Source organism: Rhodovulum iodosum (genome assembly GCF_041020385.1).
GTDB classification, from domain to species: Bacteria; Pseudomonadota; Alphaproteobacteria; order Rhodobacterales; family Rhodobacteraceae; genus Rhodovulum; species Rhodovulum iodosum.
This window is the reverse complement of sequence record NZ_JBEHHI010000002.1, coordinates 740,878-754,558: the sequence shown is the minus strand read 5'-3', so window position 1 is coordinate 754,558 and position 13,681 is coordinate 740,878. Positions and strand designations below refer to the sequence as shown.

The 13,681-nt window shown below is 70.7% G+C and carries 13 protein-coding genes; 11 read left to right on the top strand and 2 right to left on the bottom strand.

Translation table 11 applies throughout. The annotated features are described in order from the left end of the window. The first annotated feature begins 33 nt into the window (after positions 1-33). From Ga0609869_RS12730 to Ga0609869_RS12680, 11 genes are all read left to right on the top strand, one after another. Positions 34-846: an ABC transporter permease gene (locus Ga0609869_RS12730; RefSeq protein WP_125405388.1), complete on the top strand. Its 813-nt coding sequence runs from the start codon at positions 34-36 to the stop codon at positions 844-846. Then, positions 843-1,610, top strand: coding sequence for an ATP-binding cassette domain-containing protein (locus Ga0609869_RS12725; protein WP_125405391.1), 768 nt, complete (start codon positions 843-845; stop codon positions 1,608-1,610). The genes Ga0609869_RS12730 and Ga0609869_RS12725 overlap by 4 nt, the downstream gene beginning before the upstream one ends. Beyond that, positions 1,591-2,835 (top strand): agmatinase family protein, encoded by a 1,245-nt coding sequence (locus Ga0609869_RS12720; protein ID WP_245972269.1) that lies wholly within the window; start codon positions 1,591-1,593, stop codon positions 2,833-2,835. The genes Ga0609869_RS12725 and Ga0609869_RS12720 overlap by 20 nt, the downstream gene beginning before the upstream one ends. Then, entirely contained in the window at positions 2,825-3,277 is a 453-nt protein-coding gene (locus Ga0609869_RS12715) for a hypothetical protein (RefSeq protein WP_125405394.1), read from the top strand. Before Ga0609869_RS12720 ends, Ga0609869_RS12715 begins: the two co-directional genes overlap by 11 nt. Further along, complete coding sequence (locus Ga0609869_RS12710; RefSeq protein WP_125405397.1) at positions 3,274-3,441, top strand: peptidase M23; 168 nt, start codon at positions 3,274-3,276, stop codon at positions 3,439-3,441. Before Ga0609869_RS12715 ends, Ga0609869_RS12710 begins: the two co-directional genes overlap by 4 nt. 84 nt (positions 3,442-3,525) lie before the next feature. Continuing rightward, positions 3,526-4,638: a metallophosphoesterase family protein gene (locus Ga0609869_RS12705; protein WP_125405400.1), complete on the top strand. Its 1,113-nt coding sequence runs from the start codon at positions 3,526-3,528 to the stop codon at positions 4,636-4,638. Continuing rightward, entirely contained in the window at positions 4,635-7,283 is a 2,649-nt protein-coding gene (locus Ga0609869_RS12700; RefSeq protein WP_369022868.1) for an AAA family ATPase, read from the top strand. The genes Ga0609869_RS12705 and Ga0609869_RS12700 overlap by 4 nt, the downstream gene beginning before the upstream one ends. Before the next feature lie 202 nt (positions 7,284-7,485). Then, on the top strand, positions 7,486-9,471 hold the full coding sequence (locus Ga0609869_RS12695; RefSeq protein ID WP_125402915.1) for a M1 family metallopeptidase: 1,986 nt from the start codon (positions 7,486-7,488) through the stop codon (positions 9,469-9,471). A 62-nt stretch (positions 9,472-9,533) separates the two neighbouring features. Then, positions 9,534-9,686 carry a hypothetical protein gene (locus Ga0609869_RS12690; RefSeq protein ID WP_170168724.1) on the top strand — a complete coding sequence of 51 codons (153 nt, stop codon included), beginning with the start codon at positions 9,534-9,536 and terminating at the stop codon, positions 9,684-9,686. Next, the gene (locus tag Ga0609869_RS12685) at positions 9,676-10,302 is read left to right on the top strand and encodes a carotenoid biosynthesis protein (protein WP_125402916.1); all 627 of its coding nucleotides are present in this window, start codon (positions 9,676-9,678) and stop codon (positions 10,300-10,302) included. Before Ga0609869_RS12690 ends, Ga0609869_RS12685 begins: the two co-directional genes overlap by 11 nt. A 243-nt stretch (positions 10,303-10,545) precedes the next feature. Next, complete coding sequence (locus Ga0609869_RS12680) at positions 10,546-11,898, top strand: tetratricopeptide repeat protein (RefSeq protein WP_125402917.1); 1,353 nt, start codon at positions 10,546-10,548, stop codon at positions 11,896-11,898. Between the two features lie 143 nt (positions 11,899-12,041). On the opposite strand, the gene Ga0609869_RS12675 is transcribed toward Ga0609869_RS12680, so the two are convergent. Both Ga0609869_RS12675 and Ga0609869_RS12670 read right to left on the bottom strand, forming a co-directional pair. Continuing rightward, a complete protein-coding gene (locus Ga0609869_RS12675; RefSeq protein ID WP_211336762.1) occupies positions 12,042-12,392 on the bottom strand; it encodes a GlsB/YeaQ/YmgE family stress response membrane protein in 351 nt (116 codons plus the stop codon). A 95-nt stretch (positions 12,393-12,487) separates the two neighbouring features. Continuing rightward, positions 12,488-13,555: an SH3 domain-containing protein gene (locus Ga0609869_RS12670; RefSeq protein WP_245972068.1), complete on the bottom strand. Its 1,068-nt coding sequence runs from the start codon at positions 13,553-13,555 to the stop codon at positions 12,488-12,490. Positions 13,556-13,681 lie beyond the last annotated feature (126 nt).

Genomic DNA, 13,681 nt, shown 5'->3' with positions numbered 1-13,681 from the left:
CAAGCGGCCGGGGCCACCCGAGCCCCCAGCATCATGCGCCTGATCAACCGCCGTCCCGGCCGCGTGCTGACCGCCTTTCTGGCGGCGCTGCCCTTCGTTCTGGTGATGCTCGCCTATATGGTGGGCTCGGACATCCGGCTGGCCGAGAACCCGTCGGACAAGCTGATGCCGGCGCCGGCGCAGATCGCGGCGACCGCCGAGCGGCTGCTGACCGAGCCCGACCGGCGCTCGGGGCGGATCCTGTTCTGGTACGACACCGCCGTCAGCCTGAAACGGCTGGCCATCGGCGTGGGGCTCGCCGCCTCGACCGGGCTGATCTTCGGGCTGCTGATCGGGCTCTTGCCGCATATCCGCGCGACATTCTCGGGCTTCGTCGCCGTCATCTCGATGGTGCCGCCGCTGGCGCTGTTGCCGATCCTGTTCATCGTGTTCGGGCTGGGCGAGCTGTCGAAGGTGGTGCTGATCGTGATCGGCATCACGCCCTTTCTGATCCGCGACCTCAGCCAGCGCACGCTGGAGATCCCGCGCGAGCAGATCGTCAAGGCCGAGACGCTGGGCGCGTCCACATTCACCATCGCCCTGCGCGTGGCATTGCCGCAGGTCCTGCCGCGGCTGATCCAGTCCGTGCGGCTGTCGCTGGGTCCGGCCTGGCTGTTTCTGATCGCGGCCGAGGCCATCGCCTCGGACCTCGGGCTCGGCTACCGCATCTTCCTGGTGCGCCGTTACCTGGCGATGGACGTGATCCTGACCTACGTGATCTGGATCACGCTGCTTGCGTTCATGATCGACTGGGCGCTCAAGGTGCTGGCCCGCCGGGCCTTTCCCTGGACGGGGGCCAGCCTATGAGCTTCGTGACCGTGCGCGACCTGTTCCAGAGCTACGGCGGCCGCCCGATCCTCGAACGGATCAATCTCGAGGTGGAGGAGGGCGAGTTCGTCTCGATCGTCGGCGCCTCCGGCTGCGGCAAGTCCACCTTCCTGCGGCTGCTTCTGGCCGAGGAACAGCCCTCGCGCGGGGACATCCGCATCGCCGGGGCCGAGCCCGCGCGCGAGCCGGGGCGCGAACGCGGCGTGGTGTTCCAGCGCTACTCGGTCTTTCCGCATATGACGGTGCGCGAAAACATCGTGGCCGGCGACAGCTTCACCCGCCCGCTGGGCCGGTTTTTCGGCGCCGCCCGGCGCGCGGCGTTGCGGCGCGCAGACGAGACGCTGGCGCGGATCGGGCTGGCCCACGTCGCCGATGCCTACCCGGCCACGCTGTCGGGCGGGATGCAGCAGCGGCTGGCCATCGGGCAGGCGCTGACCGCGCGGCCGCGCATCCTGCTGCTCGACGAGCCCTTCGGCGCGCTCGATCCGGGCACGCGGCTGTCGATGCACGATTTCCTGACCGAGCTTCGCGCCCAGACCGGAATGACCGTTTTCATGGTCACCCATGACCTTGAGGAAGGCTTCAAGCTGGGCGACCGCGTCATCGTCTTCGACAAACCGCGGTGGGACCCGACCGACCCGGAGGCCTACGGGGCGACCATCACCTACGATTTCGATGCCCGCAACGGCGGCATCCCGTTTCAGACCATCAAGGAGGAAACCCATGTTCTTCGCCCCGCCTGAGCGCCGGCGCTCGCACCACCCGGCCGACCAGTGCCGGCCCGAGTCGCGCCAGCACCACCCCGACCTCTCCCGGCTGCAGGGCTGGAAGTCGATGAAGGCCGAGGCCGATCTCCCCGAGGGCCGCTGGGACGAGGAACGCCGCTGGGCGCTGCGCATGGGCCTGACCGGCGCCGACTCGATCGAGGACAAGTCGATCCCGACCTTCGCGCGCGGCGAGCTGCCCCATTACGCGGGCATCAACACCTTCCTCAAGGCGCCCTATACCGAGGACGCCACCGAGGTCGGGCATTACGACGCCACCGTGCTGGGGGCGCCCTTCGACGGCGGCACCACCTACCGGCCCGGCACCCGGTTCGGCCCGCAGGGCGTGCGCAAGATCAGCGCGCTTTACACGCCCTACAACTACGAACTCGGCGTCGATCTGCGCGAGCAGATGACGCTGTGCGACGCGGGCGACATCTTCACCATCCCGGCCAATATCGAGAAAACCTTCGACCAGATCAGCCGGGCGGTTTCCCACGTCTTCAGCTCGGGCAGCCTGCCGATCATCATCGGGGGCGATCATTCCATCGGCTTTCCCTGCGTGCGCGGCATCGCCGAATGCACGTCGAAAAAGATCGGCATCGTGCATTTCGACCGCCACGCCGACATCCAGGAAAAGGACCTGGACGAACGTATGCACACAACCCCTTGGTTTCATTCAACGAACCTGCCCAACGTGCCGGCCAGGAACCTGGTGCAGGTGGGCATCGGCGGCTGGCAGGTGCCGCGCGAGGCGGTCAAGGTGGCGCGCGAGCGCGAGACCAACATCATCACCATGTCGGACATGGAGAAGATGGGCATCGACAAGACCGCGGAGATGGCGCTGGAGATGGCCTGGGACGGCGTCGACATGGTCTACATGTCGTTCGACATCGACAGCATCGATTGCGGCTTCGTGCCCGGCACCGGCTGGCCGGAACCCGGCGGCTTCCTGCCGCGCGAGGCGCTGGCGCTGGCCAGCAAGGTGGCGGCCGAGGGGATTTGCGGGATGGAGCTGGTCGAGGTCAGCCCGCCCTACGACACCTCGGACATCACCGCGCTGATGGGCACGCGGGTGATCGTCGACGTGCTGGGCGCGATGGTGTCGGCCGGCACGCTGGGCAAGCACAAGGTGCATATCGACAAGCCCGTGACCATCCCCCATGGCGAGTTCGACGGCCGGAGGTGGTGCAATGCCACATGACCACCCGCACCATCATCACGACCATCACGACCACCCCCACGGGCCGGGCCACAACCATGCCCATGGCGAGCATCTGCACAGCCACATGGGAGAGGCCGACGCGGCCGCCGAGATCCAGGTGCTGGCCACCCAGTTCATCGACGGCTTCGTGCAGGCCGCCGACAAGGCCGCCTACCTGCGGCTTGCCGGCGTGCCGTTCGAACGGCCGGGGCAGGGCAGCGCAACCGCGCTCAAACTGGTCGACGTGGAGCTGAAAACCGAATGGCAGGTCGGCACCGCCGCGCCGTCCTTCGGCGCGCGCGAGCTCAGCTATCTGCCGTTCCCGGGCCCGATGATCCGGGAACGCACCAACATGGCGCTGATCTACGTCTCGATGGACGAGAAACAGGCCCTCGATATCCGCGATTTCCTGCTATCCAAGAAAGAGGAACTGACCCGATGAAAACCCCGATCGCCACCGCCGCCGCCCTGCTGGCCGCGCTGCCCGCCGCCGCCCACGAGGGCGCGCATCTGGCGGCCCATGTCCACCCCCACGGGATGGAGCTGTTGCTGGTGCTGCCGCTGGCCGTCGCGCTGGGCACCGCGCTTTACCTGCGGCGCAAGTAGCGGGGGCGCGGGCGGCTTGTGTCCCGGGCCGCCGGGTGAGAAAGTCCATCGCGCGCGGCCTGTCCGCGCCGATGGAGACGCCCGGTGTTTCGAGTCCTGCACACGTCCGACCTGCATCTCGGCAAGCCCTTCGGCCGGTTCGGCGGCGATCTGCCCGCGCTCTTGCGCGAGGCGCGCTACCAGGCGCTGGGGCGGCTGGCCGAGGCCGCACGCGCGGGCGGCGCCCAGGCGATCGTGCTGGCCGGCGACACGTTCGACGCCGAAACGCCGGCGCCCGCCACGCTGCGCCACGCGCTTCAGGCCATTGCCGAGGCGGATGATCTGTCGTGGGTGATCCTTCCGGGCAACCACGACTCGCTGGCCGCGAGCGATCTTTGGCGCCGCATCGCCGCCGAGCGTCCGGCCAACCTGCATGTCGCGCTGGACCCTGCGCCGGTGGCGCTGGGGGGCGCGGTGGTGCTGCCCGCGCCCTGCACCGCGCGCCGCCCGGGCCGCGACCTGACCGGCGCGCTGGATGCCGAGACCGACCCGGGCCTGCCGCGCATCGGGCTGGCCCACGGCGCGGTCACCGATTTCAGCGAGGAGGGCGACCCGGCGCTGATCCCGCCCGACCGCGCCGAACGCTCGGGGCTGGATTACCTCGCGCTGGGCGATTGGCACGGGCAGATGCGGATCGGGCCCCGGACCTGGTATTCGGGTACGCCCGAGGCCGACAGCTTCAAGCATGACGGGGCGGCCGCGGCGTTGCTGGTCGGGATTGCCGGGCCCGGCGCCGTGCCCGAAATTACCCCGGTCGCCACCGGCGCCTATGACTGGCGCGCGGTCGCGCTTGAGCTTTTGCCGGGCGAGGACGGCGCGGCCCGGCTGGCCGCGGCGCTGCCCCCGGCCGGCCGCCGGCGGATGACGCTTTTGCGGCTGCGGGCCAGCGGCCGGCTCAGCCTGGCCGCCCGCGGCGCGCTCGAGGCCGCTATCGGCGCCGCGCGCGACGATTTCGGCTGGTTCGAGGCCGATCTCTCGGCGCTCGGCCTTGAGCGGGCGGTCGAGGATCTCGACGACATCGACCGCGCCGGGGCGCTGCGCCGCGCCGCCGAGGATCTGTGGGACGAGGCCGGCAACCCCGCGCTGTCGGCCGAGGACCGCGAGGTCGCGCGCGCCGCGCTCGCCCGCCTTTATGCCCTGGCCACGGAGCAGGCATGAAACTGCGCGCGCTCGCCCTGACCAATGTCCGCCGCTTTGCCGGGCAAACCGCCCGGATCGACGATATCGGCGATGGCATCACCGTGCTGGCCGCGCCCAACGAATCCGGCAAGTCGACCTTTTTCGACGCGCTCCACGCGCTTTTCTTCCAGCCCTACGGGTCGCGGGCGCGCGAGGTGCGGGCGCTGCAGCCGCATTCGGGCGGCGCGGTGAGCGTGGCGGCAGAGGTCGAGCTGCCCCAGGGGCGGTTCCGGCTGGAAAAGACATGGCTTTCGCGGAAATCGGCCCGTGTCACCGACGCTGCCACGGGCCGCGTGCTGGCCCAGGACGACGAGGCCGAGGCGTGGATCGGGCGGCTGGTCGAGGGTGGGCTCGGCGGGCCGGCGGGGCTTTTGTGGGTGCGCCAGGGCGTTACCGGGCTGGACCCGGCGGGGCAGGGTGCGGCCGGGCGGCGCGACTGGGAAAGCGGGCTCGAGGCGCGGCGCGACCTGATGTCGACGCTGGCCGGCGAGATCGACATGATGACCGGCGGCCGGCGGATGGACCAGGTGCTGGCCGCCTGCCGCGACGAACTGGCCGAGCTGGCCACCGCCACCGGGCGGCCCCGTGCCGGCGGCCCCTGGAAAGCCGCCGAGGACGAGGTCGCGGCGCTGGAGGCCGAGCGCGCGGCGCTGGCTGCAAAGGTGGACGAGCTGTCGGGCGCGCTCGCCGAACGGCGCCGGGCCGAGGAAGAGCGCGCGCGCCTTGACGAGCCCGCCGAGCGTGAGGCGCGCGAGGCTGCGCTGGCGCGGGCGCGGCAGGCGATGAAGGCGGGCGAGGCCCACGCCGCCCGGCTGGAGGCAGCCGAGCGCGACCTCAAGATCGCCGCGTTGGAGCAGGAGGCGGCCGAGGACGCCGCCGCTGCGCTGGCCGCACGCGACCGCGCGCTGGGCGAGGCGCGAGAGGCCGCCGAAACGGCCGCCGCGGACGAGCGCGCGGCGCAGGCGCGGTTCGAGAGCGCGGCGCGCAAGGACGCCGCGACGGCCGAGGCGCTGGCCGCCGCCGAGGCCGCTCTGGCCCGGCTCCGCGCAGAACATGCCCGCGCGCAGCGCGCAGCGCTGGCGCGCGCCGCGGCCGAACGTCTGGCCGAGATGCGGGCGCGCCTGGACAAGGCCGAGGCGCAGGCCCGCGCCCGCGCCGCCGCGCAGGCGCAGATCGCCGCCGCGCCGGTCGATGCGGCGGCGATGGCCGGGATCGAGGCCGCTGCCGACACGCTCGACCGGGCGCGCGCGCGGCGCGACGCGCTGGCGGTCACGGTGACGCCGGCCTATTCGGGCGATGCCCGCGTCACGCTGGACGGGACCGCGCTGGCGGAGGGCGCGGCGCTGGCGCTGCATGGCCGGGCGCGGCTCGATCTGCCGGGGATCGGTGCGCTGGTGATCGACACCGGCGGGCGCGGGGCCGAGGACAAGGCCGCCGCGGCCTGCGAGGCCGCCGAGGCCGCGCTGCGCGGGCTGCTGCAGACGGCCGGCGTTGCCGATCTGGCCGGGGCGCGGGCGGCCCGCGCAGCACGCGAAGAGGCCGAGGCCGCCGAAAAGCTGGCCGGGGCGGTGCTGGCGAGCCTCGCACCCGAAGGGCTTGAGGCGCTCAGGGCCGAGGTGTCGGAGCTGGACCTCGCGGCGGGGGGCGCCGAGCAGGAGGCGGATGCCGGCGACCCGGCGGCGCTGGCCGAGGCCATGGCGCAGGCCGAGACCGCCCACGAGGCTGCGCGCACCGCGCGCGAGGCGGCCCGCCGGGCGCTCGGCGCGGACGAACGCCAGCTTGCCGAGGCGCGCACAGGGCACCGGCTGGCCCAGGGCCGCGTGGCCGAGGCCGGGGCGGCGCTGGGCCCCGCCGACGCGCATAGCGACCGCCGCGAGGCGGCGGCCCAGCGCCGGACCCGCGCCGCCGAAACGCTGCGAAAGCAGACCGCCGCGCGCGACGGCCTGGCCGCCGCCGCGCCCGACATGGCCAACCTGCGGGCAGAGCTGGCCCGGGCCGAGGGCGCGGTTGCCGCTGCCGCGGCGCGGGCCAAGACCCTGTCGGACAAGGTGCTGGAGCTCGACGGACTGATCCGCGCCCGCGCCGAGGACGGGGTCGAGGAACGGCTGGCCGAGGTGTCGGGGCGGCTGGACGCCGCGCACGACCGCGCCGCGCGCTACACCCGCGAGGCCGCCGCGCTGGGCCGCCTCGAAACCGCGCTGACCGACGCGCGCCGCGCTGCGCGCGATACCTATTTCGAGCCGGTCAAGCGCGAGCTTCTGCCGCTCTTGTCGCTGCTGCACGAGGCCGCCGACATTCGGCTGGACGACGCCAGCCTGCTGCCCGCCGCGCTGACCCGCAACGGCCAGGAAGAGCCGCTGGACATCCTGTCGGGCGGCACGGCCGAGCAGGTCGCCATCCTCACCCGGCTGGCCTTCGCGCGGCTCTTCGACCGGGCCGGGCAGACGGTGCCGGTGATCCTCGACGATGCGCTGGTGCATACCGACGACGACCGGATCGAGCGGATGTTCGCCGCGCTGCACCGGGTGGCCGGGGAGCAGCAGATCATCGTCTTCACCTGCCGCAACCGCGCCTTTTCGCGGCTGGGCGGGTCCGAGGCGCGCGTTGCGGTCGAGGCCGTCTAGGGCGCGGCACCGGCCGGGCGGCAGGCCGGCAAACCGATGCGGCGTTGGTCGGCCTCCCGCATCGTGGCGCTGACCGGCAAGGGTGCCTGTCTTGCCGGCCGGGTCGCGCAGGATATCTTTTATTGGTAAGACCGAAACCCGCGTCGAGCTTTGTCCGCGCCGTCGCGTGCGGCCCGGCGCCATTTCTGAGAGGTCCGCTTTCATGACCCTTCGGCCCCGTTTGCGGCCTGTCGCGCTGGCGGTTGGGCTGTTGCTCGGCCTGTCGGCCGCGCACCCTGGCCTGGCGCAGAGCGGCGGTGACACGCCCCCCCCGGTGCTGTCGGTGGACATGACGATCGACACGGCCACCGGCGATGTCACGATCGCGGCGCGGATGGAGAGGCCCGCGGGCGCGGTTCGGCTGCCGGCCGTCGACTGGCTGAGCGCCGAGCGGGTCGGGATCGAGGCGACGCACGCCGCGCTCGACGCAGCAGACGGGATCGCGCCGTCGGACCACGCCGGCCGGACGTTGGACATGCGCTTTACCGGCGTGCTGCCGCGGCCCTCCGAACCGCCGGGGCGGGTGGCCTGGAGCGCTGAGGCCAGCTATCTCGTCGGCGGCCGGTGGCTGCCGGCGGATGGCACGCCCGTCAGGGAGTACGAGATCGCGGTGACGGTCGATGCCGGGCAGCGAGTGGCGGCGACGGGCTCGCTCTTGTCGGACGGGGTCGAGGCGGGGAAACGCCGCACCGCCTTTCGCTTTACCGGCCGGGGCGGCGATCTTGGGGTCTTCATCGGCGCTTACACGGTGCAGGAGACCGCCCATCGCGACCTGACGCTCCGCACCTATTTCGCCGAGCGCGAAAGCGCCTTGTCCGCGCGCTATCTCGGGGCCGTGGCCGGCTATATCGACCGCTACGAAGCCGTTGTCGGCCCCTATCCCTACGACAGTTTCGCGGTGGTGTCGGCGCCGATCCCGGTCGGGCTGGGATTTGCCGGCCTCACCTATGTCAGCGAGGCGATCCTGGCCCATCCCTACATGCAGGGCCGGTCGCTGGCCCACGAGGTGCTGCACAGCTGGTGGGGCAATGCCGTCGGCGTCGACTATGCCAGCGGCAACTGGGCCGAGGGGCTGACGACCTTCCAGGCCGATTACGCGCTCGCAGAAGAGCAGGGGGGCGGGGCCGCGCGCGACATGCGCATCGGATGGCTGAGGGATCTGGCGGCCCTGCCCGAGGGCGCGATGCAGCCGCTGACCGCGTTCCGCTCCGCCTCGCATGCGGGCGACCAGAGCCAGGGCTACGGCAAGGCGGCGCTCGTCTTTCACATGCTGCGCGACGACATCGGACGCGATGCCTTTGGCGCAGGCATTCGGCGCCTTTACGCGGACAACCGCGCCGGTATCGCGGGCTGGCGCGATCTGCAAGCGGCCTTCGAAGCGGCGTCGGGCCGGGCGCTGGGGGCGTTCTTCGACCAATGGATCGGGCGGCCCGGCCTGCCCCGGGTCGAGATCGGCGATGTCGCGCTGACCGATCGGGCCGACGGGCCCGAGCTGAGACTTTTGCTGCGCCAGTCGCAGCCCGCCTATCGCCTGCGCGTGCCCGTCGTGATCGAGACGGTGTCAGGGCCGGTCGCGGAGGTGGTCGAGATGACCGGAGCCACCGCCGCGGCGCGGTTTCGGCTGTCCTCTCGGCCCCTCTCGGTGGCGGTCGATCCGGGGTTCGATCTGGCGCGCCGGCCGCTTGAGGGCGAACTCGCCCCGATCCTGCGCTCCATTCGCGGCGCGGGCGCGATCACGGGCATCGCCGCGTCGCAGGTCGACGGGGTGCCACAGGCTATCGAGGACACGCTGGGCGGCCTGCTGCGCGGGCATGCCATCGACTGGAGGGAACGCGATTCCGACAACCGGGACGGCGTGACCCTGGTCGCGGGGCTGACCGGCGACGTGATGCGCCGGCGCGCGGATCTTCTGGCCACCGAGAGCCCGGTCTCGCCCGCTTCGGGCAGCACGCGGGTCTGGGTCGAGCGGGACGCGGAGGGGCGGATCTGGGCGTTTGTCTCCGCCGACAGCCTTGGCGACCTGCGCACGGACCTGCGCGCCTTGCGCTATTATGCAGGCGAAAGCTACGTGGTGTTCGAGGGCGGGCGGAAGACCGAGTCCGGGGTGTGGCCGACATCGACCAGCCCGATGCGCGTGGTCTTCGAATGAACCGCGATGAAACCGGCGAAAGACCACGGCCACGCCGGGGCAGGACGCAGGCAGGGGGCCTTGTGCCCCTGCTGCTATATGGGCTGATCGTTGCCGGATGGACCGTCGAGGCGGTGGCCATCGGGGCGTGGCATCTGCTGCCGCTGATCGCATGGACCGTGCCGGTCTTCGTTCTTTATATTCGCCGGATGATCGGACGCCGTCGTGGAGCCTGATTTTACAGGATTTCTTGTCGGGGGCATTGTCCTCGGAACGCTTGTCACAGGCGTTTTCGCCTGGCGGTTCGGGCCTGCACGGGCCTTCGCCTTCGTGGTTCTGGCGGGGCTCTTCTCGGCGGGGCTCGATTTTCTCTCGGCCTTCGAGGCGCAGAATTACGCGTATCCGGGGCAGACGCGGCTTTGGGTTTTCACCTATATCTTCTTCGGCTGGATCGGCGTTTGCGGCACTTGCCTGCTGGTCGCCGAAGGCCTGCTGGCCCGGCGCGGCGAAGGCGTGCTGACGTCGAACAGGCTGCGGTTGCGCGTGCCGCTGCTGACGGCTGTCATCGCGGTGCTGACCGACCTATACATCGACCCGATCGCGGTCGAGGCGGGCTATTGGCGCTGGTTCGTTCCGGCGAATGTCTACTACGGAATTCCGCTGCTGAATTTCGTCGGCTGGTTTGTCCTGATGCTGATTGCGCCATTGGCGTGGATCGAGATCGCGCGGCGGGATTTGAGCGCCACGCGGATGATTTTCTGGGCCTTTGTCGCGCTGCCGCTTGCCGGGATTGCGGCGGTGCTGCTGTCGCTCGCGCTGAACGGCCTGATCGGGCTGACGGGCCTGCGGTGAACGCGGTCTGCCACGGATGCGCCGCCGTGACGGCGCGCCCGGCCCCGTGACCGGGCCGCGGCCACCGTCAATCAGGCGCGACACGCCGGCGGGGTAAGCGCGCGCCGCCCCCGCCACCGAAGGTGGAGCAGCCCCGCAAAACCGGCGGCGATCGCAGTTTCTTCTTTATATCGGAAAATCCATGCCCCTAAGCTGATGGACCGGTGCGCGCTCATGTGTCGGTGCCAGCAAGGGAGACGCGACATGCAGCACGATATCCGGGGGCTTGAGATTTCGACGAATGCCGCGGGCGGGCCGGCCTACGATCACCTGGTCGTCGGCTACCTGTCACAGCGCGCGGACACCGGCGCGCGCCTCGACGCGCTGCTGGAGGCCGATCCCGAATTCGCGATGGCCCATTGCCTGCGCGGCTATTTCGCCATGCTGGCCTTCAAGGAGGCGATGATCCCCGTCGCAAGAGATGCCGCCCGGACCGCCCGCGCGCATGCCGACGGCGCCACCGCGCGCGAGCGGCGCCACATCGACGCCCTGACGGCATGGTCGGAGGGCGAGCTGGACCGCACGCTGACGATCTGGGAATCCATACTCGACGAGTATCCGCTGGATGTGGTGGCCTTCCGGCTGGCGCATTTTCTCTATTTCTGGCTTGGCCGCCCGAGTGCGATGGCCGGGTCCGTCGACCGCATCCTTCCCGCGTGGTCCGAGGATATCCCCGGATACTCGGCGGTCCTGGCCTGTCACGCCTTCGCGCACGAAGAGGTGGGCGATTTCATCGCCGCCGAACCGTCGGGCCGGCGCGCCATCGAGCTCGACCCGGGCGATCTGTGGGCCGCGCACGCGGTCGCCCACGTACTGGAGAGCCAGGGCCGGCGGACCGAGGGCGTTCAATGGCTGCTGGCGCTCGCCCCGAACTGGGAGGGCAGCCACAACATGCAGCATCACCTCTGGTGGCACTGCGCGCTCTTCAAGCTCGAACACGGCGACTACCAGGGCGCGCTTACGCTTTACGACACCCGGTTCCGCGATCTGGATGCGCCGCTGACCGTCGCCTCTCCGGACGTCTATATCGACGTTCAGAACGCGGCCTCGATGCTGTTCCGGCTGGCGCGCCTGGGCGTCGATGTCGGCGATCGCTGGGAAGAGCTCGCCGACAAGGCCGAGACGAGAATAGGCGACTGCGCGTCGACATTCACCTTGCCGCACTGGATGATGGCGCTGACCGCCACAGGCCGGACCGCCGCCGCCGAACGCATGGTCGAGGCGATGCGCGGCTTTGCCAACGGGCGCGGCACCCTGCCGCCGCTGGTGCGCGACTACGCATTGCCCATTGCCGAGGCGCAACTGGCCCACGCCGCGGGCCGCCACGCCGAGGCGCTCGACCTCATGCGTCCGGTCCTCGGCGGGATGGGCCGGCTCGGCGGCAGCCACGCGCAGCAGGACGTGCTCGAACAACTCTTTGTCGACGCGGCGCTCAAGGCCGACAGCCCCGACGACATCCGCCTCGCCGTGGAACGTGTCGCCGGCCGCCGGCCCATCCCCCCCGAACGCTTTGTCGGTTGGAGCGAGGCATCCGGCCGGGCACGCCTGACGCACTGAGCCCGCGCCGGCGCCGATGACACCGGCACAGGCGCCGGCCCGCCGGTCCCAGCCACGCGCCGGCGCACAGTACGCGCCGGTTGCCCATCAAACCCGGACCGAAATCGCGCTATGAACGACGTCGAACCGGCGGGCCGTTCGGCTCACCTGGCCGCCTTCCTGATCAGCCGGACGATCAGGATGAGCGCGACGGCGCCGATCACGGCCGCGATCAGGCTGCCCAGGGTCCCGCCGATCGAAATGCCCAGCAGCGGCAGGACATAGCCCGCAAGGATCGAGCCGCCGATCCCGAACAGGACATCGCCCAAAAAGCCCGAGCCGCTGCCCTTGACGATCAGGCTTGCCACCCAGCCGACGACGGCACCGATGACGACCACGATCAGAAGCCCGATGAAGCCGCCCTGCAGCGTTCCGACCGCCTGGGCGGTTTCGTCCTGGGCAAGCGCCGGCCCGGCGGTGACGAGCGGCAGGGCCACTGCCATCAGGCGTGCCATCGGCCGGCGGCTGCCCCGAGATTTCTGCGTTTTCATGATGTTTTCCTCCATTCAGGGCGAAGGCGCGCTGCCGCGCACGCCGCCGTGGTCGTCGCTTACCGGATCTCGAAGGTGATCGCGAAATCCGCGTATGTACCCTGGTTGCCGTTGTAGAAGACCTCCACCCGGTGATCCCCCGACTGGTAGAGCTGGCCGTAATAGCGGAAGCTGGACTGGGAAGCCTGATCGAGAATGTTCCCGCTGGGCACGTAGATGATGTAGTCGAGGTTGCGGGTCTCGCCTTGCAGATCGACGGTCAGGAACTGGCCGTCGCGGGCGTTCAGAACGTAGGTGACCGCCTGACCCGACCCCAGCCGGTTGATGTAGCGCGCACCGCTCGTGCCCGGTGCGAACTGCACGCGCACGTCGCCGGTCACGGTCGGGATGTCGGAGGGAAGCGCCCCGGCCATCGCGCCGCCGCCATCATCTGCGGTCGCCGTGTTCTCGCCCGACGCGCCGGATGCCGGCATCAGGAAATCCACCACGGCCCATCCGCTGGCATCGCCATCGGCGATCTCGCACCACGTCCGCCCCTCGTTGTCGAGGCAACCGCGGTTTTCCACGCGCATGCCCGAGGGAAGCCGCGCAACGATGGTGGCCGAGGTCGACGGCGCCTGCCGCACGTTCAAACTGCCGGTCACTCTGACATCCCAAAACGCCGGCCCGTTCGGCGGCAGCGCGGCGCGCGGCCCCGAGGGCATCGAGGCGGAAGAACTGCCGCTGCCGCCGGCGGCCCCGGACGGGGCGATGTAGACGTCCATCGAGTAGCCGACGGTCTTGCCGGTGTCGCGGTCGTTGCCCATCAGGTAGACACGGATCGCCCAGTCGCCGTCGGAGGGCACGGTGATTTCCGCCCGCCTGCCTTCGGAGCTGCCGATGAACGGCCCGCCGTAATCCTGACCGGCGGGCAGGATGTTGAAATAGGCCGAGCCGTTTCCATTCGTGCCGGTGACCGCCAGCGACACCACCATGGTCTGTCCGCCGCGCGCGTTCACGACATAATCGATGTATTCGTCCCCGCGCACCGTTCCGTTGATCGCGGTACTCGTCGCGCCGGGCTCGAACCGGATATCGACGCGATCCTGCGCAAGAGCGGATGGCGCGTAGGCCACACTTGCTGCCACGGCAAGCGCAAGCGCGAGCGACGCGGCCGCGGGCAACCGGAAGATCGGACGGCAAATCATTGATATTCTCCTATTTGGTGGGAGAACATGAGGCCCTGCACAGGGCCGGCAGATCGGCATCGGGCC